The sequence below is a fragment of the Sphingomonas bacterium genome (assembly GCF_903642285.1).
GTDB lineage: Bacteria > Pseudomonadota > Alphaproteobacteria > Sphingomonadales > Sphingomonadaceae > Sphingomonas.
In genome coordinates this window covers 18337-39017 of sequence record NZ_CAHJWJ010000028.1, presented here as the reverse complement: position 1 = coordinate 39017, position 20681 = coordinate 18337, and the positions used below count along the sequence as shown (strand labels likewise).

The window sequence follows — 20681 nt, the reverse complement described above, 5'->3', positions numbered from 1 at the left end:
CGACGGCCGGCGGGACCGTCGCGCGCGGAGCGATCGCCGCGACCGCGACAGGCGGTGTCAGGGGTATCGCCAGCGCCGGTACCGCCGTCGCGGCAGGGCGCTGCCCACGCGGCGTCGGGATCGGCGGAAGCACGGCCGCCTGCGCCACCTGAACCGGCGCGGCCGGAGCGGCCTGAGCCGACGTCGGCACGCTGCGACCGCGGCGATCCTTGCGGCCGTGGCGTGGCTCGGGCGTGGGCCGGACCGCCACCGCAGCGACCGCGACGGGTTCCGGGGGCAGCGGTGTCGTCGCCGGTGCCAGGCGCGCATCGGCGACTCGCTCCGGACTGGTCCGGACTTCGCCGAAATGCACCGCGAACGCGCGGTCGATCGGGTCGAGCATCGGCAGACGCTCGAAAAACGGTTGCAACCCCAGCGCCATCCCGCCGGGCATCATCGTCGTCGCGATATGCTCCGCGCCCGCGATATCGCCATTCATCGCCAGCACGAACGCCCGCGACCGCCATGCGCCGCGATCGGTCTTCGTCAGCAACGGCGCGAGCGTATCGAGCGCCGGTTGCTTCTTGCCCGAAATGCCGAGCGACAATGCGTAACGCCGGATCGTCTCGTCGTCGTTCGGGGTCGCTTTCAGCGCCAGCCGATAATCGCGTTGCGCGCGCGGCTGATCGCCCACCAGATCATAGGCCAGGCCGCGATCGGCGGCGAATGCCTCGGGCGCAAGGCCGTAGCTTTCCGCCTGTGCGAAATACCGCAGCGCTTCCCCCGGACGCTCGTTGCGGACCAGCAGCGACGCCTCCCCCGCCTTCACCCGCGCGCTGCGCGGATCGACCTTGTCCGCGCGCGTGAAGAACGCCGCAGCGGCGGTCAGGTCATCGAGCTTGATCGACAGCGCGCCAGCGGTGACGAGCGCGTCGAGGTCCTGCGGGTTCGCCGCGAGACGGTGGACCTGATCGGCAAGCCGATCGGCATCGGTCGTCCCCGGCAACGGCTGCACCACCGCCTGTGCATCGGCGGGGGCGGGAACGATCGCGAGGGCGAGCGCGAGCGACAGGAAGGGGATCGAACGGAAATGCATGCGTCGGCGATGCTAGAGGCCAGAGCCGCGCGGACGGCAACATGGCGCTGTCGGCACCACGATGAAACGAGCCCATGCGGCGACGAAGCGGGTAGCTCCACGTTATCATGCTCGGCAATCTGTCGGGATCGGTATTCTCCTGCGAAAGCAGGAGCCCGGGGCCACGAGCGGCGTACCCTGATATCATGGCACCTGCGTTCGCAGGAGAACGGCAGGTCGAGCAGACCGAACGTATTGATGAGCCTCCCCGGCGAAGGCCAGGGTCCAGCGGCGGAACGGCCACGATGGCGCGATGTCCCTCGTTACCTCGACCTCGGCAATTGGACCCCGGCCTTCGCCGGGGAGGCAAATAGTACCATGAAAGCAGACCTACTGGTTATTCTGCCGGTTCAGGAAGCGCGGGATATCGAGCGGCGGGTCTTCGGGGGCATCCTCTTCGCGCGCGGTGCCGCGCGCGGCGTTGGACATGCGTTCGAACAGCGTTCCGCCCAGCTTGACCCGCGGAGTCGCCACCGGTTCGGCGGCGGCAGGCGCTTCGGCCCCCGGTGCGATCCAGCGGCGCCGGCCACCATCGGCGGAGGGCGTGCCGAAGGACGGTACCGGGGCAGCGGCGGACGGCGTCACCGGGGCGGTCGAGGCACCGAACGCGCCGTCGTCGAACGTGCGCGGCGGGGCAGATACGATCGTCTCCGCACCGAGCACCAGTTCCTCATCCGCTGCATCGGCGGTCTCGGGCTTGGCATCGGCGGCTGCGGCGTCGGCGGTGGCATGGTCCTGCGCCGCTGCGACGGGCGTTGGAGCCTGGGCCGGGGCCGGGGCCGGTTCGGCGACCGGCGCGGTCGCGGTCGCGGCCGGCGCAGCGGGTTCGCTCGGGCGGAACGAGGTGGCGGTGTCCTCCCCCTTGCGCGCGCCGCCGAAACTGAAGCTGCGCGTGGGTTCGGCGACCATCGCGGGGCGCGCGCTAGCCTCGATGCCGGTGGCGACGACCGACACGCGGATCTTGCCCTCCAGCTCGGGATTGAACGCCGATCCCCAGATGATGTTCGCGTCCGGATCGACCAGATCGCGGATATGGTTCGCCGCCTCGTCGACCTCGAGCAGGCGCATGTCGTCGCCGCCGGTGATCGAGATGATGACGCCCTTCGCACCCTGCATCGACACGCCGTCGAGCAGCGGGTTGGCGATCGCCTTCTGCGCCGCTTCCAGCGCGCGGTTGTCGCCCGACGCCTCGCCGGTGCCCATCATCGCCTTGCCCATTTCCTGCATCACCGAGCGGACGTCGGCGAAGTCGAGGTTGATGAGGCCGGGCATTACCATCAGGTCGGTGATGCCGCGCACGCCCTGCTGCAGCACCTCGTCCGCCATCGTGAACGCCTCCTTGAAGGTGGTGTTCGCGTTGGCGATCAGGAACAGGTTCTGGTTGGGAATGACGATCAGCGTGTCGACGTATTTCTGCAGTTCCTCTATGCCCGCCTCGGCGGATTTCGACCGCCGATTGCCCTCGAACGCGAACGGCTTGGTCACGACGCCGACGGTCAATATGCCCATGTCGCGCGCCGCCTTGGCGATCACCGGTGCCGCGCCCGTCCCAGTGCCGCCGCCCATGCCGGCGGCGATGAAGACCATGTGCGTGCCTTCCAGTTGCTTGGCCAGGCTGTCGATCGTCTCTTCCGCGGCGGCGCGGCCGATCTCGGGACGGCTGCCAGCGCCCAACCCTTGCGTGATCTTCGCGCCAAGCTGGATGCGCTGCGGCGCGGTCGATTGCTTCAGCGCCTGCGCGTCGGTGTTCGCGACGAGGAAGTCGACGCCCTGCACGTCGGCGCGCATCATGTTCGCGATCGCGTTGCCGCCCGCGCCGCCGACGCCGATCACCGCGATGCGCGGAGTGAGTTCGTCCACTTCGGGAGAAAGGAATTCGATGCTCATCGCCTGTATCTCCAGCCCCTTGCCCGGTGGAACGCTACGCCCGAGCCCCTGATTAACCTTGATGCCCCATCGGATCGCATGGTGCCAGCCGAAAGCGCAAGTCCGCCCTGTTTCGTCAATAATTCGCTCGCGCAGTCTGCATCAGCTTGCGGAACATGCCGAGCCCGCGGGTTCGATGAACGGTCTGCGGCTGCGGCGCGAGCGCGCGCAGGTCGACCGGATCGGTCGCCGCGTAGAAGGCCAAGCCCGCCAGCGTCGCGAATGCCGGCCCGCCATGCGCCTCGGGCAAGGCGGTCAGCCCGCGCGGCCGCCCGATCCTGACCGACCGGCCGAGCGCCGCCTGCGCATAGTCCGCCACGCCCTTCAGTTCCGCGCCGCCGCCGGTCAGTACGACCTGCCGCCCCACCGGCCCTTCGAACTTCAGCGCGGTCAGCGCCTTGCGTACTTCGCCCATCTGATATTCCAGCCGCTGGCGGATGACGCTGATCAACTGCGCCTTGGTGATCTGCATCCCGTCACCAGCACCGTCTTCGGCGGAAATCGGCATGACGGGGATCATGTCGTGATTGTCGCGCGGGGACGCGTTGGCCGAACCGTGAAAGCATTTCATCCGCTCGGCATTCTGTCGCCGGGTGCCGAAGGCGGAGGCGATATCGTCGGTGATGTCCTGCGCCCCCACGGGAATAGACGTCAGCCCGACCAGCATCCCGCCCGCGAACAGCGACACGTTGGTGATCCCCGCGCCCATCTCAACCAGCGCGACGCCGAGTTCGCGCTCTTCCTCGCTCAGGCACGCGAGCCCGGTGGCGACCGGCGATGCGATGATCGACTTCACCTCCAGATGCGCCGACCGGACGCACAGATCGAGGTTGCGCACCGGCGATCCGTCCGCGGCGACGACATGGATATGGACGCCCAGCCGGTCGGCATGCAGCCCCAGCGGCTTCTTGACCCCGGTCAGCCCGTCCAGCGTGTAGAGCGCCGGCTGCGCGTGCAGCACCATGCGCCCCTGCGGGTCGATCGAGTTGCGCCCCGCCGCCAGCAGCGCGTCGATGTCCTGCTGCTCGACGCGGTGGCCGCCCAGCTCGAACTCGACCTCGGCGACGTCGCTGACCAGGCCGCCCGCGGAGAAGCCGACCCACACATTCTCGATGTTGATCCCCGCGATCCGCTCCGCCTGCTCGACCGCCTCACGCACGGCGGCTTCGGTCGCGGCCATGTCGGCGATATAGCCGCGCTTGACGCCGCGGCTTTCGCGCTGGCCGGTGCCGAGCACGATCAGTTCGCCGCCATCGCCTTTCTGCGCGATCATCGCCGACACCTTCGACGATCCGATGTCGAGCGCGGTGATGAGTCCTTCCGGTGCGGCCTTCGCCATGCCCCTAGCCTTCCCTGATCGCCGGGCCGCCGGCCCCAGCGACCGCCCCCGTCGTCTTGTCGTTCGTCTTGGCGTCGTCCGTCTTCACATCGCCCGGATCGGCGACCTGGCGCGCCATGCTCGCGCCCGGCTTGCGCGCGACGAGCTTTGCCGGATCGCGCATGTCGAACCGCAGCCAGCCACGCCCGAGCAACGGTCGATCTCCCTGCAATGCCGCGAATTTCATGATCGCCCGGTCCGCCCCTTCTTCGGGCAGCAGCAGAGTCTCGCCCGAGTCGAACGTCAAGTCCCATCGACGATTGCCGACCCAGGTCGCCGCGGTCACCCGCGATTTCAGCGCAGGAACGGCCGCGAGCAGGCTCTGATAGCTCGCCTCCTGCAAGTCCGCGCCGGGGCCGATCACGAGCGGCAGATTGGGGATCGCGTCAGGCTTCACCGGCTCCAGCAACACGCCCTTCGCGTCGATCAGGGTCAGCTGGCCATTGTCCTGCCACACCGCGGCGGGGGTGCGCTCGACGATATCGACCAGCAGCGTATCGGGCAGTCGCCTGGAGACGTGCGCATCGGCGATCCAGCCATAATGCAGCAGCCGGTCGCGCACCGCCGCCAGGTCGACGAGCGGCATCGCGGTCGATTTCTGGTCGAGCGCGACCGCATAGACGCTCATCCGGTCCATCCGCTTCAGGCCCGTGATCTCGATCTGCTCGACGCGGAAGCCGGCACGCCCCGCGCCCTCCGCCAGCGCGCTGCCGACCATGCCGGGCACCCCCGCCAGGCTCGCCGCGACCACCGCCGCGATGCCGACCGCGCCCAGGATCGTCCAGGTCGCGATCCGGCGCAGCGTCGCCTCGCTGACCGGCAGCGCGCCGACCAGCCGGTCCAGCGCGGACACCTTGCGCACCGGCTGCTTGCGCCGCGGCTGCGGGCGGCGGGGGGGCGAGCCGCGCTTGATCGTACGGCTCATGGCCTCACGTCCTTCATGGCCTCGTCGACGATCGCCTGAACGAGATCAGCATAGCTCATCCCGCAATGTCGCGCTTGTTCGGGGATAAGGCTTAGGGGAGACATGCCGGGTTGCGTGTTGACCTCCAGCAGGAACAATCCTTCGACCCCGCGCTCGTCGTCCCAGCGAAAATCCGACCTGCTCGCGCCCTTACAGCCGAGCAGCCGATGCGCCTCCAGCGCCAGCGCCTTGCACGCATTGGTAATGGCGTCGGGAATCGGCGCGGGGAAGACGTGTTCGGCCATCCCCTCGGTATATTTTGCGGTGTAGTCGTAGAAGCCGCTCTTGAGCTTCAACTCGGTCACCCCGAACGCCCGGTCGCCCAGTACCGCCGCGGTAAGTTCGCGGCCGCGGATATAGGGTTCGGCGAGCAATTCCGCGAAATCCTGCCACGGCCCCGCGACATCGCGGCCGATCGGGCTGCCGTAATTGCCGTCCGCGGTGACGATCGCGATGCCGACCGACGACCCTTCGTTGACGGGTTTGAGCACATAGGGCCGCGCGAGCGGATCGCCCTCGAACAGGTCGGCGGACCGGACGACCCGGCCGCCCGGCATCGGGATGCCGTGCGGAACGAGCGCCTGCTTGGTCAGCACCTTGTCGATCGCGATGACCGAGGTGGCGAGCCCGCTATGCGTATAACGCAGCCCCATCAGGTCGAGCATCCCCTGCACGCTGCCATCCTCTCCCGGCGTCCCGTGGAGCGCGTTGAAGACGAGATCGGGCCGCGCCTCGGCGAGCCGCGCCGCGACGTCGCGCGCCATGTCGATCCGCGTCACCCGGTGACCGAGCGACTCCAGCGCGTCGGCGACGCCGGTACCGGAGAGCAGCGACACCGCGCGCTCCGCGGACCAGCCGCCCATGAGGACCGCGATGTGGAGGGGCTGCGTCATGCCCGTTCCCCGGCGAAGGCCGGGGTCCAGTCCGTAACAAGAAACATGCGCGGCAGCGCATGGATTGGCGCGCCTCGCCGAGCCTGGGCCCCGGCCTTCGCCGGGGAACAAGGGAAAGCCTCCCTCACGCCACGACCCCCACCCGCTGGATTTCCCATTCCAGCGTCACCCCCGAATGCGCCTTCACCCGTTCGCGCACCTCTTCGCCGAGGGCCTCGATCTCGGCACTCGAAGCACCGCCGAGGTTGAGCAGGAAATTGCAATGCTTCTCGCTCACCTGCGCGTCGCCATGCCGAAGCCCGCGACAGCCGGCGGCATCGATCAAGGTCCAGGCCTTATGCCCGTCCGGGTTCTTGAACGTCGACCCGCCGGTCCGCGATCGCAACGGCTGCGACGCCTCGCGCTCGGCGGCGATACGGTCCATTTCCGCGCCGATCGTCGCAGGGTCGCCCGCGGTGCCTTCGAACACCGCCTCGACCACCACCGCGCCCGCGGACAGGTTCGAATGCCGATAGGAATAGCCCAATCGCTCGGCAGGCCATATCTCGACCGACCCGTCGCGCGTGACGACCGTTGCCTCGACGAGGATATCGCTGGCGTCGCGGCCATACGCGCCCGCGTTCATCCGCACCGCACCGCCGACCGTCCCGGGGATACCGCGCAGGAATTCCAGCCCGGCGATCCCCGCATCGCGGCCTGCGCTGGCGACGCTGATCCCCATCGCCGCTCCGCCCGCGCGGACGCGGCCGTTTTCGATCGAGACCTTCGCCATCGCCTTGGGCAGGCGCACGACGACACCCGGCACGCCGCCGTCGCGGACGATCAGGTTCGAGCCGACGCCGATCGGGAGGACGGGGATTTCGCGGTCAAGCGTGCCGAGGAATAGGGCCAGGTCCTGCGTATCGGCGGGGCGGACGAGCCATTCGGCCGGACCACCGGTACGGAACCAGATGAAGTCGGCCAGAGGGCCGCTTGCATTAAGCGATCCACGCAAATCCTCCCCGGGACGGGGAGGAGGACGAGCGAAGCTGGTGGAGGGGGGGCTGCCACCAACGGCACGCCCGTTGATAGCCCCCTCCACCACCAGCCTATGGCTGGTGGTCCCCCTCCCCGTCCCGGGGAGGATTTGCGCGGGAAGACTCACGTCACCACCTCGACCCGCGTCGCCACCGCCTCCGCCAGCCCGGCGGCCCATTTGGTGATGTCCCCCGCCCCCAGGCACACGACCATGTCGTCGATCTGCACCGTCGCCGCCAGCTCCGCCGCGAGCGTATCCGCGTCGGCCACCGTCGTCGCGAACCGGTGGCCGCGCCGCTTCAGCCCTTCGACCAGCGCGTTCGCATCGACACCCTCGACCGGGACTTCCCCCGCGGCATAGACGGGCGTCACGAATACCCGGTCGGCGTCGTTGAACGCGGTCTGGAAATCCTCCATCAGACTGCCCAGCCGCGAATAGCGGTGCGGCTGCACCACCGCGATGACGCGGCCGACCGCGCTTTCGCGTGCCGCGGCCAGGACCGCGCGGATCTCCACCGGATGATGCCCGTAATCGTCGATCACCGTCGCCGCGCCGCCCGCCAGCGCGATCTCGCCGACCTTGGTGAAGCGCCGCTTCACCCCGCCGAACTTGGCGAACCCCTGCTGGATCGTCGCGTCGTCGATCCCCAGCTCAAGCGCCACGCCGATCGCGGCCAGCGCGTTCTGGACATTGTGGCGGCCGGGCATCGGCAGGACGATATGCTCGATCGACCGCACCGACCCGTCGCGCGCGCGGACGATGCATTCGAACCGGTTGCCGCCGGGGATCGGCGTCACGTTGACCCCGCGTACATCGGCCTGCGCGGAAAAGCCGTATGTCACGACGCGCCGGTCGCGCAGTCGCGGCAGGATACCCTGCACCTCTGCGTGATCGAGGCACATCAGCGCCGCACCGTAGAAAGGGACGTTCTCGATGAAGGCCACGAACGCGTCCTTGACCGCGTCGAACGAGCCGTAATGATCGAGATGTTCGGGATCGATATTGGTCACGACCGCGATCGTGCCGTCGAGCCTGAGGAAACTCCCGTCGCTCTCGTCCGCCTCGACCACCATCCAGTCGCTCGCGCCCAGCCGCGCGTTCGACCCGTAGCTGTTGATGATGCCGCCGTTGATGACGGTCGGATCGACCCCGCCCGCATCGAGGATCGCCGCGATCATCGACGTGGTGGTCGTCTTGCCGTGAGTCCCCGCGACCGCGACGGTGGATTTCAGGCGCATCAGTTCGGCGAGCATTTCCGCCCGGCGCACGACGGGAATTCGCCGTTCCAGCGCACATTCGATCTCGGGGTTCGACCGAACGATCGCGGTGGACACGACGACGACCGCGGCATCGCCGAGGTTGTGCGCGCTATGCCCGATCGCGACCGGGATGCCCTTCTCGCGCAAGCCCTGCACGACATAGCCCTCGGCCACGTCCGACCCCTGTACGCTGTAGCCGAGATTCTTCATCACCTCGGCGATGCCCGACATGCCGATCCCGCCGATCCCGACGAAGTGAATCGTGCCGATATCGGTCGCGACGCCTTTCACAGGAAAATCCTCCCCGGGACGGGGAGGGGGACCGGCGCAGCCGGTGGAGGGGGTTCTCCACCCGCGATCCGGCTCGTGGAGAACCCCCTCCACCATCCTGCTGATGGTCCCCCTCCCCGTCCCGGGGAGGAATGAAGAAGGGCCGTCACGCGAACGCTTCCTTCGGCGCACGCGTCGTCACCGGCAGCCGGACGCGCGGCGCGTCCAGGCTCTCGACCAGATCGGCCAGATCGCTCGCCGCGTTGGGCCGCCCGCAGCCCTTCGCGCGCGCGGCGGCGTTTTCCAGTGCGGCCGGGTCGAGCCCAAGCTTCTGCATCTGCTTGGCCAGTTCCACCGACGTGAATTCCGCCTGCGTGATCGTCCGTGCGCCGCCCGCCCTGGTCATCTCTCGCGCATTGACGGTCTGGTGGTCGTCGGTCGCGCTCGGCAGCGGCACCAGGATCGCCGGGCGACCCGCCGCGGTCAGTTCCGCCAGTGTGGATGCGCCCGCGCGCGCGATCACCAGATGCGCCCAGGCAAGCCGTTCGGGCAGGTCGGGCAGATAGGTCGCGAGTTCGGCAGGAATCTCGTGCGCAGCATATTGTGCGCGCGCCGCATCGATATCCTCGATCCGCGCCTGGTGCGTCACCTGCAGCCGCCGCCGGAACGTCACCGGCAGCATCGCGAGTCCGTCGGGGACGACCTTCGACAGGATGCCGGCACCCTGCGACCCGCCGGTTACCAGCACGCGGAAGATGCCGTCCTCCTCCAGCAGCGGATAGGGTTTCGCCCGCAACGCCAGCACCTCCGCGCGCACCGGATTGCCGACGTCGTGGACCTTGCCCGCCAGGCCGGCCTTCAGACGCTCGACCTCGCCATAGGACGTCGCGATCGCGTCGACCCGGCGCGCGACCAGCCGATTGACCCGGCCCAGCACGGCATTCTGCTCATGGATCGCGGTCGGCACCTTTTCCGCGAACGCCGCCAGCAGCGCGGGGAGCGCGGGGTAGCCGCCGAAACCGATGACCGCCGCCGGCTTGAAGTTACGATACAGCTCGCGCGCCATCCCGCGCCCGCGCCACATCTCGCGCGTCGCCTTCGCCCAGCCGATCGGCCCGCCGCTCAGTCGACCGGCGGGAAGGACATGCGTCTGCACGCCCCCAGGACCCTCGGCGAACAATCCGGGGAAGCGCACACCGCGCGCGTCGCTGACCAGTGCGACGCGGTGGCCGCGCTTCGTTAGTTCCGCGGCAAGCGCCGCGGCGGGCACCATATGACCCCCGGTCCCACCGGCCGCCAGGACGAAATGCTTGCTCATCTACCGCTCCAGCGGACGACATAGGGGCTCCGCGTCAGGAACGGATTGCGCCGGGTGAGCGCCAGCAGCAACCCCATGCCGATCGAAAGCGCGATCATCGACGATCCGCCATAGCTGATGAACGGCAGCGTCATACCCTTGGACGGGGCGAGCCCGGTGTTCACCGCCATGCTGACCAGCGCCTGCGCGCCGAACTGCACCGCCAGGCCGGACGCGGCGAGCAGCTTGAATTCATCCTGTTCGTCCAGCAGCTTGACGAACACGCGCACCACGATCGCCAGGAACACCAGCGCGATGATCGAACAGGCGATCAGCCCGAACTCCTCGCCGATCACCGAGAAGATATAATCGGTATGCGCCTCGGGCAGCCCGAACTTGGCTGCCCCGCCGCCCGGCCCCGTCCCCGACCATCCGCCCGCGACCAGGGTCGCATGCGCCGCGTTGGTCTGGAAATGATCCGCCGCGCCCTCGCCGTCCACCGCGGGAAACAGGAACGCGTCGATCCGCGACCGCGCGACACCGTAGAAGAGATAGGCCGATACCAGCCCCGCCGGCACCAGCGCGACGATCCCGACGAGGACTTTCGTCGACGTACCCGCGATCATCAGCAGCGCGAGCCAGACGGCGCAGAAGATCACCGTCTGTCCGAAATCGGGCTGCAGCATCAGCAGCACCGCGACGCCGCCGGTCATCGCCCCGGTCATCAGCACGGTCGGCAGTTCGTCGTCCTTCGCCTTCAGCGACAGGATCCACGCCACCGTCACGATGAACAGCGGCTTCAGGAACTCGGACGGCTGGAACTGCGCGAAGCCGAACCCGATCCAGCGCCGCGCGCCATTGACCGACACGCCGACAAACGGCGTCGCCGCCAGCAACACGACGAAGACGCCTGCACCGATGATGGCGATCCGCCGCGCGGTCGCGAGCGGCAGCATCGACATACCGAACAGGACCGGCAGCGACACCGCGACCCACAGTAACTGCCGCCAGAAATAGAATAGCGGCGCGATCTTGTGGTGTTCGCCCGAATAGCGGACCGCACTGGCCGGCGACGCGGCGGCGACCGCGACTAGCCCGATCGCGATCAGGAACAGCGTGAGCAGCAGCAGCATCCGGTCGATATCGAAGAACCACGTACCGAGCGGCGACCGGTCCCCACGCCCGCCGCGCCGCTTGACCTTGGCGATCAGGCCGGCGCGCGCCTCGGTCTTGGCATCGGTCATGGCAGCGCCTCCACCGCGGTGCGGAAGGCGAGGCCGCGCGCGACATAATCGGTGAATTGGTCGAAACTGGCGGCGGCGGGCGACAGCAATACCACGTCGCCCGGCCGGGCCGCCGATGCGGCATGCGCAACCGCGGTGGCCAGATCGCCGGCACGCTCGACCGCTGGTACCCGGCCCTTCAACAGATCGAAGAACGAAGCCGCCGCCTCGCCGATCGTATACGCGGCGACCACCCGGTCGAAATAGGCCGCGCAGGCGTCGAGATCGTCGCCCTTGGCGCGACCCCCCGCGATCCAGTGGACCCGCTCGAACGCGGCGAGTGCGGGGGCGGTGCTTTCGGGGTTGGTGGCCTTGCTGTCGTCGACGAAGCGAACGCCGTGCCGGGTTGCGACCGTCTCCATCCGGTGCGGCAGGCCGATAAACGTCTCCAGGCCCCGATCGATGGCGGTTTCGGGAACGCCCAACGCCCTCGCGACGGCAATGGCTGCCAGCGCATTCTGCGCATTGTGCGGCCCTTGCAGCGCCGGCCAGCGCGACTGGTCCATGCATATGCCCGGCGCGATCTTGCTCAGATGCTCGCCCCGCGCCGACAGGCTGCGCGCGATCGCAGCGGAGGGCGAATCGCCGATCGCGATGACCGCTTCGTTCGTGGGCGACTGCATCGCGAACAGCCGCGCCTTGGACTCGGCATAGGCATCGAAGCCGTCATAGCGATCGAGATGGTCCGGCGTGACGTTGAGCAGCACCGCGACGTCGCAATCGAGCGTCAGCGTCAGGTCGAGCTGGTAGCTGGAAAGTTCGAGTACGTAGACGCCGCCCGCCGGGAGCGGCGCGGCGGCGAGGATCGGCAGGCCGATATTGCCGCCCATCAGGCTCGGGATGCCCGCGGTCCGGACGATATGGTGGACGAGCGCCGTCGTCGTCGACTTGCCGTTGGTGCCGGTAATGCCGACGACCTTGTGCAGCGGGAGGTCGACGCGTGCTTCGGCGAACAGCTCGATGTCGCCGATCACCGGCACGCCGTCCGCGCGCGCCTTCGCCGCGAGCGGATGCGTGTTGAGCGGGACGCCGGGGGAAACGACGAGCGCGTCGATGGAGGTGAGGTCGACGGTATCGAGGTCTGCGAACTCCACACCACCCCCGCCTTCGCGGGGGTGGACGCGCTTGTTCGGATCGCTGTCCCAAGCCACAACCGTAGCGCCGCCCGCCAACAAAGCGCTCACCGTCGCGCTGCCCGACCTTGCAAGCCCCAAGACCGCGTACCGCTTGCCGGCCCAGGCGCGCGCGACGATCATATGACTGTTCTCCCGCGAAGGCGGGAGCCCAGAGTCTTCTTTTGATCTGGATCCCCGCCTGGGGTCCCATCAAAGTAATACTTTGATGGGTGCCCTGCGCGGGGATGTGGTGCCGCCGCTGGCTGCGCCATCACCATCACCGCAACTTCAACGTCGAAAGCCCGGCCAGCGCCAGCACCAGCGCGATGATCCAGAAGCGGATCACGACGGTGGGCTCGCTCCAGCCGAGCTGTTCGAAATGATGGTGGATCGGTGCCATCCTGAATACGCGCCGGCCGGTGCGCTTGTAGAAGAACACCTGGATGATGACGCTCAGCGCCTCCGCCACGAACAGACCGCCGATGATCCCCAGCACGATCTCGTGATGCGCGACCACCGCGATCGTCCCCAGCGCGCCGCCCAGCGCAAGGCTACCGGTATCCCCCATGAATACCGCCGCGGGCGGCGCGTTGAACCACAGGAACGCCAGTCCCGCGCCGACCACCGCGCCGCAGAAGATCGCCAGCTCGCCCGCCCCGGGCACGTGCGGGATGCCCAGATAATCGGCGAACTTCACGTTGCCGACCAGATAGACGATGACCATGAACGCGACCGACGCGATAATGACCGGCATCGTCGCCAGCCCGTCGAGCCCGTCGGTCAGGTTCACCGCGTTGCCGAACGCCACGATCGTGAACGCGGCGAACACCGGGAACGCATAGCCGAGGTCGAGATACAGCCGCGTCGTGAACGGCAGGAACAGATGCGGCCCGTTCGACTGCATGATGACGACCGCGGCGATGCCGGCGACCGCGAACTCCATCATCAGCCGCACCCGGCCCGACACGCCGGTGGTGCTCGCCTTTCGCACCTTGTCGTAATCGTCCATGAACCCGATCGCGCCGAAGCCGAGCGTCACGAAAAGGCAGGACCAGACATAGGGATTGGTCAGGTCCATCCAGATGAGGATCGCGAGCACCATCGACGTCAGGATCATCAGTCCGCCCATCGTCGGCGTACCGCGCTTGGCCAGATGCGTCTGCGGGCCGTCGGCGCGGATCGGCTGCCCCTTGCCCTGCCGCACGCGCAGCCAGCCGATGAACGTGGGCCCGATGATCAGCCCGATGACAAGCGCGGTCGCGACCGCCGCGCCGGTGCGGAAGGTCTGGTAGCGGATGAGGTTCAGCAGCCCTTCGAACCCGAAATGCTTGGCGATCCAGAACAGCATTATGTCACGCCCCCGAGCCCGGCCACCAATCGCGCCAGCCCGACCCCGTTCGATCCCTTGACGAGCACGGTGTCGCCCGCCGCCAGCATCCGCCGCAGCGACACGAGTGCGGCTTGCACGTCGGGGGCATGGACGAAATCGATGCGCCCCTCAAGCGCTTCGGCAAGCGGCGTCATCGCTTCGCCGACCAGGAGAGCCCGTTCGACGTTGGCCGCCAGGATCGGCTCGGCGAGCGCCGCGTGATAGGCCGGCGACGCCGCGCCCAGCTCGCGCATTTCGCCGAGCACCGCGACGTGGCGACCGGGTTCGTGCGCCAGCACCGCCAACGTCGCCGCCATCGATGCGGGATTGGCATTGTAGCTTTCGTCGATCAGCAATACCTCGCCCCCGTCGACCGCGATCGTCCGTCGCGCGCCGCGCCCGGCGAGCCCGCCGAGATCGGCCAGCGCGAGCCCGGCGAGCCCGAGATCGGCACCCACCGCCTGCACCGCCGCCAGCACCGCGAGCGCGTTCGACACCCAGTGCATGCCCGCTTGCGCGATCGTGACGCTCAGTTCATCGTCGCCGATACGCGCGGTCATGAACGTGCCGGTCGGCAACCGCATCGCCTCGATCGCGCGGACATCGGCACCGTCGTTCAGCCCGAACGTCACGATGCGCGCGGCATGGGGCCGGGCGGCGGCGATCAGGCGGTTGCGGTGCGGGCTGTCGAAGGGGACGATCGCGGTGCCGCCGGGTTCGAGGCCCTGGAATATCTCGCCCTTGGCGTCGGCGATCGCGCTTTCGTCCGGAAAGAATTCGGTGTGCGCCGGCGCGATCGCAGTGACGATCGCGACATCGGGCCGGACCATGCGGGTCAGGTCGGCGAGTTCGCCCGCGTGGTTCATCCCCATTTCGAACACGCCGACCGCTGCCTCGCGCGGCATCCTGGCGAGGCTCAGCGGCACGCCGGTATGGTTGTTGTAGCTTTTGACCGAGCGGTGGACCTGTCCGGGGATCGACCGGTCGAGCGCGGCGAACAGCGCTTCCTTGGCGGATGTCTTGCCGACCGATCCGGTGACGCCGATGATCTTGGCTGCGGTCCGCGCGCGGCCGGCATGGCCCAGTGCCCGAAGCGCGGCGAAGCCATCGTTCACCAGGACATGGGGGTGCCCGGTCGGCTCTGATACGATCGCCCCGCCCGCGCTTTGCGCGAACGCCTGATCGAGGAATCGATGCCCGTCGGTCGCCTCGCCCTTCATCGCCACGAACAGGTCGCCGGGCCCGACTTCACGCGAGTCGAACGCCACGCCGGTGACGGCGAAGTCGGCGGACGCGGCACCGCCAGTGGCTGCGGCGATCTCGGGGGATGTCCAGAGGGTCATTGCGCAATCCTCCCCGGGACGGTGAGGAATGGGTTCCGGCCCCTCACCCCCCAAACTCCCTTGCCACCGCGACATCGTCGAACGGCAGCACGCGGTCGCCGACGATTTGCCCCTGTTCATGCCCCTTGCCCGCGATCAGCACGATATCCGCCGCCCCGGCCTGCGCGATCGCCGCCGCGATCGCCGCGCGGCGATCGGCGATCTCGGTTGCGCGCGGCACACCCTTCAGGACCGCGGCACGGATCGCCGCCGGATCCTCGCTTCGCGGATTGTCGTCGGTCACGATGACGACATCGGCGCGCGCCGCCGCGACCGCGCCCATTTCCTCGCGCTTGCCGGCGTCACGGTCGCCGCCGGCACCGAGCACGACGATCAGCCGTCCGCCCGCATGCGGCTTCAGCGCGGCGATCGCCGCCTCGACGGCATCGGGCGTATGCGCATAGTCGACATAGACCGGTGCGCCACTCGCCGTGATGACCGCACGCTCCAGCCGTCCGCGGACCGGCTGCAACCGCGCGAGGTTCGCCAGCGTCGTCGCTACGTCGCCGCCGGTCGCGATCACCAGCGCGGCTGCAACGAGCGCGTTGGCGGCCTGATACGCGCCGATCAGCGGCAGCTGGATCGTGAAGGTCCGCCCGTCCGCCGCGATCGTCAGCCCCTGCCCCAGCAACGTCGGCGTCCGCGCCACCAGCCGCAGCGCGTCGCCCCTCTCCCCGACGGTCATCAGCCGGTTACCGCGCGCATGCGCCAGGTCGATCACGCGCGCCGACTGCACGTCGTCCGCCCAAACGACGCTGGTGCCGCCCGGGGCCAGCACTTCGGAGAACAGCCGCAGCTTGGCGGTCAGGTAATTCGCCATGTCGCCGTGATAATCGAGATGGTCGCGGCTGAGGTTCGTGAACGCCGCTGCAGCGACGGGCAGGCCTTCGGTACGGTACTGGGTCAGCCCGTGGCTCGACGCCTCGAACGCCAGATGCGTTACGCCTTCGCGCGCCAGTCCGGCGACGTTGGACAGGAAGGTCACGATATCGGGCGTCGTCAACCCGGTATTGGTCCGCTCCTCCGCGGTCGTCACGCCCAGCGTACCGATCGACGCGGCATGGCACCCCGTCATACGCCACAATTGCCGGGTCATCTCGACGACCGACGTCTTGCCGTTGGTGCCCGTCACCGCGACGACGGTCGCGGGGAACGGCGCGAAGAATCGTGCGGCGAGGTGCGCGAACGCCTCGCGCGGGGAGGGATGGGCGATATGCGTCGCGCCCCGGACGACCGCCTCGGGCCGGGCGACGACGGCGATCGCACCCGCCTTCACCGCATCGGCGATGAAATCCTCGCCATTGACCGCCGCGCCGCGGAACGCGCCGAAGACAGTGCCCGGCGCGACCTTGCGATGATCGATCGCGAAGCCGGTGACGACGCTATCCTCTCCGCCCCCGGTCAACGCGCCCAGCTTCATTCGACCGAGCCCGGCGATGTGCCGACGGCCTCCTTGCCCGACCCGCGCCACAGCAAAGGCAGCAATTCGCTCTCGTCGATATCGTTATTCATGTCGGGGATGACGCCGAGCATAGATCCGGTCCGTGCGATCACCCGCCCCACGACGGGTGCCGCGTTCCAGGCCGCAGTCTTGAAGCCTGCGGTTTCCTTGGTGCCGATAGGCGAATCGAGGGTTACGAGCACGACGTAGCGCGGAGCCTCCATCGGGAAAGCCGCCGCGAAGGTCGCGACATTGCGGTGGTGGTCGTATCCGCCTGCAACCGCGGCTTCGGCAGTGCCGGTCTTGCCGCCGACGCGGTAGCCGGGCGCATCGCCCTTGCGCCCCGTTCCGCGCAACACGACCAGCCGCAACAATTGCCGCATACGCGCACTCGTCGCCTCGCCGATCACGCGGCGGCCCGCCGCCTCATGGCCGGGGGCGACCTTCATCAGGGTCGCCGGCCGCCAGATGCCGCCATTCACCAAAGCGGCATAGGCGCTGGCGAGGTGCAGCGGCGTCACCGCGATGCCGTGGCCATACGCGCTGGTCATGACCGTCGTCCGTGCCCAGAAGCTCGGCCACAGCGGGTGCGCCTTCTCACGCAGTTCGATGTCGGGCTTGGTATCGAAGCCCAGTTTCCTGAACATCGCCTGCATCCGTGCCGAACCGACCTCGTCGGCGATCCGCGCGGTGGCGATGTTGGACGAATAGACCAAGGTTTCCGGGATGTTGAGCCAGCGTCTCTGTTCGTCGCCGCGATCGTCGTGGATCGTAAAGCCGCCGATCCTCATCGGCACCGTCGCATCGAAACGCCGCGCCATCGACGTCACGACGCCGCCGTCCATCGCCGCCGCCATGGTGATCGGCTTGAACGTCGATCCCAGCTCGTACACGCTCTGCGTCGCGGTGTTGCGCAGTTCGTCGCTGCCGGCCATGCCGACCCGGTTGGGGTTGTAGACGGGCAGCGACGCGAGCGCGATCACCTCGCCGCTGTGCACGTCCAGCACGATCCCGGTGGCGCTGCGGGTCTGGAACGTCGCAGCCGCGCGGCCCAGTTCGCTCTCCATCGCCGCCTGCACGCGCGTGTCGATCGACAATGCGACCGGCTGCCCGTTCTTCGTCGGGTCTAGCAGCCGCTGGTCGAGCACGCGCTCCATCCCCGACATGCCGTGTCCGTCGGTCGACAGGAAACCGAGCGCATGCGCTGCGAGCGAGGATTGCGGATACAGCCGCTGCGTCTCGCGCGCGAAGACGATCGCGGGTTCGCCGATCGCGTTGACCTGCTCCACGAGCGCGGGCGAGGCGCGGCGCTGCAGATAGGTGAAGCTGACTTTCGACGTCAGCAGCCGGTAGAACGCCGCCTGGTCGCCGCGATCGGGCATCAGCGCGGCGAGGCGCGCGGCGATGTCCATGGGGTCGCCGATCAACTGCTTGGGATGCACCGCGATCGTCCAGGCGTCGATCGTCCGTGCCAGCGGCCGGCCGTTGCGGTCGACGATGTCGCCCCGGGCGGCGATCGTCGCGACGCGCGCCGCCTCGTCCGCGGGGCCATCGACGATCGCCAGCATCGCGAGGCGCGCGATCACCACCATGACCGCCGCGGCGAAGAACAGCATCAGCATCATCAGGCGCATATGCGCTGTCGCGACCAGCGCGTGGCGCTGGCCGGCGGACCGCCGCTGCGGCGTCGGCCGGGCGACGACGACCGTCAACGCCGGCGACCGGCCTCGGCGCGCGCGCCTGACAGGATATCGCCCAGCGTGTGGTCCGACAGCAGCTTGTGGTCGAGCATCGCGACCGCGACCGGCTTCGATGCGACGAACTTCGGCTTCGCCGCGGCGGCGACGTGGATCGGCTCGTCATGCAGCGTCGCGGCATGGACCGCCGGGCGAGGCGCGGTGATGTCGGCGTGCGCAACGCCAGTGGCGCGGACCGGGGCGACCGTGGCGGGGATCGGCGTCGCGGGCGCGAACGCCAGCGGTGCGGACGGCACGACCAGCGCGACCGCTTGCACGGTGCCCGGCGCCGCCGCCGCGTTGACGTCGATCGCCGCCAGCTGCGCCTCGCTGCGAACGAACTGCCCGGCGGCGGGGGCGGCGAGCGCCAGCGTGTCGCCGTTCCATTTCTCCAGCTGCGTCAGGTTGGCGCGGGTGTCGAATTCGGTTTCCAGCGCGCGGATGTCGCGCCGCGCCGCGCCGATCCGGCCGTCGACCGCCTCCAGTTTCTTGCGTTCCGACGCAACCTGCAGCGACACCAGGTAGAAGCCGAGCGTCACCGCCACGCAAGCCGCGAACCAACCGAGACCCTTCAACCGATATGCAGCGGTCATGCCATCACCTCTTCATGTCCGATATCGTTGGCCCAGGCGGGGGCTGCGGTGCGCCGCGCCGTCCGGAGGGTTGCGGAGCGCGCGCGCGGGTTGCGCGCCACTTCTTCATCGCCTGCGCGAACGCCGCGCCCTACATTCTCGAACGTCGGCGCGGGGCCGGCCGATACCTGCGGCATGTGCCGCGACATCGCGGGCGCGCTGCCGGAGCGGTCGCGCAGGAAGCGTTTGACCATCCGGTCCTCCAGGCTGTGGAAGGTGACGACCGCCAGCCGCCCGCCCGGCTTCAGCACACGCTCGGCCGCCGCCAGACCGTCCGCCAGTTCGTCCAGTTCGCGGTTCACATGGATGCGGATCGCCTGGAAGGTCCGCGTGGCCGGGTCTTTCTTGTCGTGCGGTTTGTGGCCGAGCGCGCGGCGGACGACATGCGCCAGCGCGCCGGTGCGGGTCAGCGGGCGGGCAGCGACGATCGCGCGGGCAATGCGCCGCGACTTGGGTTCGTCGCCATAGCGGTAGAGGACGTCGGCGATGACGCCCTCGTCCGCGTCGTTGACGAAATCGGCGGCGGACATCCCCTCCCGGCTCATCCGCATGTCGAGCGGCCCGTCGGACTGAAACGAGAATCCGCGCTCCGCCTGGTCGAGTTGCATCGACGACACGCCGATATCCATCGTCACGCCGTCGACGCCCTCGCCGACCACCGCCGCCATCGCGGAGAAGTCCGCGGCGATCAGCGTCAGCCGATCCTCCGCCGCCGCAAGCGCCTGTCCGCCTGCGATCGCATCCGGATCGCGGTCGAGCGCCACGACACGTGCACCCGTCGCCAGCAGCGCCCGCGTGTAACCGCCCGCGCCGAAGGTCGCGTCGACCATCGTCTCGCCGGGCGCTGGGGCAAGCGCAGCGACCACCTCGGCGATCAGCACGGGGACGTGCGGGGCGTCGGTCACAGCGCGACGCCCCGCCCGGCCATGTGGAACCGCGCCATCGACTTCATGATCTCGGGCGCGTCGGGGGTCTCGACCAGCGTCTTCGGGTCCCAGATCTCGATATAGTCGAACACGCCGTAGAAGAACGCATGGACGCCGATGCCGGCATGGAAGCGGGAGAAAGCGGGCATGATGAAGCGGCCGGAACCGTCGAACGGCACCGCCTCCCCGCTCGTCGCGCGCCGTTTGATGTTGTAGTCGAACTCGCCGTCCGCGCCGGTATGTTCCGCCTCGCGCCGGTCGAGCCGCGCGGCCATGATGTCGAGGAAACCGGGATCGTAGGCGACGAGGCAGCGGCTTTTCTGGTGCGCGCCGATCACGATCGTGCCGCCGTCCTTGCCGTTCGCCTTGGGTGCGTTCGCGGCGAGGATGGTGCGCAGCGCGGAGGGAATCGCGACCCGGCCCTTGTCGTCGACAAGGCCGATACCGTCCCCCTGATAATACCCCCTGTCCGCCACGCCGACCTCGCCCTGGCGCGCACGCGTCTCCGCTTTCGGAGAAACGTATGATCGTCCCCCCGCTCTGCATAAAGCAGACGGTTAGCTTGCCCCGCTGTTAACGCTGGTTATCAAGGGTTAGTCGGGGACGCAACGGGATTTTTGGGGATTTTACGGATCCGGCGCTCATCGGTCGGGAAAAAATGGCCGAATGCTGCGTGAG

General features: G+C 68.7%; 16 protein-coding genes and 1 pseudogene. All 17 read right to left on the bottom strand.

All coding sequences use genetic code 11. The features are described 5' to 3' along the window. Window positions 1–1075: pseudogene (locus HUU99_RS13240) on the bottom strand (tetratricopeptide repeat protein); the annotation flags it as partial. A gap of 369 nt (window positions 1076–1444) precedes the next feature. Then, entirely contained in the window at window positions 1445–3001 is a 1557-nt protein-coding gene (gene ftsZ, locus HUU99_RS13235; RefSeq protein ID WP_174287051.1) for a cell division protein FtsZ, read from the bottom strand. A 115-nt stretch (window positions 3002–3116) separates the two neighbouring features. Continuing rightward, window positions 3117–4379, bottom strand: coding sequence for a cell division protein FtsA (gene ftsA, locus HUU99_RS13230; RefSeq protein ID WP_174287050.1), 1263 nt, complete (start codon window positions 4377–4379; stop codon window positions 3117–3119). Window positions 4380–4383: 4 nt separating this feature from the next. Continuing rightward, a complete protein-coding gene (locus HUU99_RS13225; RefSeq protein ID WP_174287049.1) occupies window positions 4384–5343 on the bottom strand; it encodes a cell division protein FtsQ/DivIB in 960 nt (319 codons plus the stop codon). Continuing rightward, a complete protein-coding gene (locus tag HUU99_RS13220; RefSeq protein WP_174287048.1) occupies window positions 5340–6275 on the bottom strand; it encodes a D-alanine--D-alanine ligase in 936 nt (311 codons plus the stop codon). The genes HUU99_RS13225 and HUU99_RS13220 overlap by 4 nt, the downstream gene beginning before the upstream one ends. A gap of 124 nt (window positions 6276–6399) precedes the next feature. Next, window positions 6400–7269: a UDP-N-acetylmuramate dehydrogenase gene (murB, locus tag HUU99_RS13215; protein ID WP_254603199.1), complete on the bottom strand. Its 870-nt coding sequence runs from the start codon at window positions 7267–7269 to the stop codon at window positions 6400–6402. A 146-nt stretch (window positions 7270–7415) separates the two neighbouring features. Next, a complete protein-coding gene (murC, locus tag HUU99_RS13210; protein WP_174287046.1) occupies window positions 7416–8843 on the bottom strand; it encodes a UDP-N-acetylmuramate--L-alanine ligase in 1428 nt (475 codons plus the stop codon). Between the two features lie 145 nt (window positions 8844–8988). Beyond that, a complete protein-coding gene (murG, locus tag HUU99_RS13205) occupies window positions 8989–10140 on the bottom strand; it encodes an undecaprenyldiphospho-muramoylpentapeptide beta-N-acetylglucosaminyltransferase (RefSeq protein WP_174287045.1) in 1152 nt (383 codons plus the stop codon). Further along, on the bottom strand, window positions 10137–11363 hold the full coding sequence (locus HUU99_RS13200; protein WP_174287044.1) for an FtsW/RodA/SpoVE family cell cycle protein: 1227 nt from the start codon (window positions 11361–11363) through the stop codon (window positions 10137–10139). Before HUU99_RS13200 ends, murG begins: the two co-directional genes overlap by 4 nt. After that, window positions 11360–12658 (bottom strand): UDP-N-acetylmuramoyl-L-alanine--D-glutamate ligase, encoded by a 1299-nt coding sequence (murD, locus tag HUU99_RS13195; RefSeq protein WP_174287043.1) that lies wholly within the window; start codon window positions 12656–12658, stop codon window positions 11360–11362. Before murD ends, HUU99_RS13200 begins: the two co-directional genes overlap by 4 nt. Before the next feature lie 136 nt (window positions 12659–12794). Continuing rightward, a complete protein-coding gene (mraY, locus tag HUU99_RS13190; RefSeq protein WP_174287042.1) occupies window positions 12795–13865 on the bottom strand; it encodes a phospho-N-acetylmuramoyl-pentapeptide-transferase in 1071 nt (356 codons plus the stop codon). Next, window positions 13865–15229, bottom strand: coding sequence for a UDP-N-acetylmuramoyl-tripeptide--D-alanyl-D-alanine ligase (locus HUU99_RS13185; RefSeq protein ID WP_174287041.1), 1365 nt, complete (start codon window positions 15227–15229; stop codon window positions 13865–13867). The genes mraY and HUU99_RS13185 overlap by 1 nt, the downstream gene beginning before the upstream one ends. 43 nt (window positions 15230–15272) lie before the next feature. Further along, window positions 15273–16688 (bottom strand): UDP-N-acetylmuramoyl-L-alanyl-D-glutamate--2,6-diaminopimelate ligase, encoded by a 1416-nt coding sequence (locus HUU99_RS13180; protein WP_174287040.1) that lies wholly within the window; start codon window positions 16686–16688, stop codon window positions 15273–15275. Then, on the bottom strand, window positions 16685–18421 hold the full coding sequence (locus tag HUU99_RS13175) for a peptidoglycan D,D-transpeptidase FtsI family protein (protein WP_174287039.1): 1737 nt from the start codon (window positions 18419–18421) through the stop codon (window positions 16685–16687). The genes HUU99_RS13180 and HUU99_RS13175 overlap by 4 nt, the downstream gene beginning before the upstream one ends. Beyond that, a complete protein-coding gene (locus HUU99_RS13170; protein WP_174287038.1) occupies window positions 18418–19038 on the bottom strand; it encodes a hypothetical protein in 621 nt (206 codons plus the stop codon). Before HUU99_RS13170 ends, HUU99_RS13175 begins: the two co-directional genes overlap by 4 nt. After that, window positions 19035–19982 (bottom strand): 16S rRNA (cytosine(1402)-N(4))-methyltransferase RsmH, encoded by a 948-nt coding sequence (gene rsmH, locus HUU99_RS15660; RefSeq protein ID WP_254603198.1) that lies wholly within the window; start codon window positions 19980–19982, stop codon window positions 19035–19037. Before rsmH ends, HUU99_RS13170 begins: the two co-directional genes overlap by 4 nt. After that, window positions 19979–20479 (bottom strand): division/cell wall cluster transcriptional repressor MraZ, encoded by a 501-nt coding sequence (locus tag HUU99_RS15655; protein ID WP_254603196.1) that lies wholly within the window; start codon window positions 20477–20479, stop codon window positions 19979–19981. The genes rsmH and HUU99_RS15655 overlap by 4 nt, the downstream gene beginning before the upstream one ends. Between the last annotated feature and the right edge of the window lie 202 nt (window positions 20480–20681).

Excerpts from the sequence above, each read along its gene's own strand:
- ftsZ (WP_174287051.1), bottom strand. The coding sequence starts at position 3,001 with ATGAGCATCGAATTCCTTTCTCCCGAAGTGGACGAACTCACTCCGCGC.
- ftsA (WP_174287050.1), bottom strand. The coding sequence starts at position 4,379 with ATGGCGAAGGCCGCACCGGAAGGACTCATCACCGCGCTCGACATCGGA.
- HUU99_RS13225 (WP_174287049.1), bottom strand. The coding sequence starts at position 5,343 with ATGAGCCGTACGATCAAGCGCGGCTCGCCCCCCCGCCGCCCGCAGCCG.
- HUU99_RS13220 (WP_174287048.1), bottom strand. The coding sequence starts at position 6,275 with ATGACGCAGCCCCTCCACATCGCGGTCCTCATGGGCGGCTGGTCCGCG.
- murG (WP_174287045.1), bottom strand. The coding sequence starts at position 10,140 with ATGAGCAAGCATTTCGTCCTGGCGGCCGGTGGGACCGGGGGTCATATG.
- HUU99_RS13200 (WP_174287044.1), bottom strand. The coding sequence starts at position 11,363 with ATGACCGATGCCAAGACCGAGGCGCGCGCCGGCCTGATCGCCAAGGTC.
- murD (WP_174287043.1), bottom strand. The coding sequence starts at position 12,658 with ATGATCGTCGCGCGCGCCTGGGCCGGCAAGCGGTACGCGGTCTTGGGG.
- mraY (WP_174287042.1), bottom strand. The coding sequence starts at position 13,865 with ATGCTGTTCTGGATCGCCAAGCATTTCGGGTTCGAAGGGCTGCTGAAC.
- HUU99_RS13185 (WP_174287041.1), bottom strand. The coding sequence starts at position 15,229 with ATGACCCTCTGGACATCCCCCGAGATCGCCGCAGCCACTGGCGGTGCC.
- HUU99_RS13180 (WP_174287040.1), bottom strand. The coding sequence starts at position 16,688 with ATGAAGCTGGGCGCGTTGACCGGGGGCGGAGAGGATAGCGTCGTCACC.
- HUU99_RS13170 (WP_174287038.1), bottom strand. The coding sequence starts at position 19,038 with ATGACCGCTGCATATCGGTTGAAGGGTCTCGGTTGGTTCGCGGCTTGC.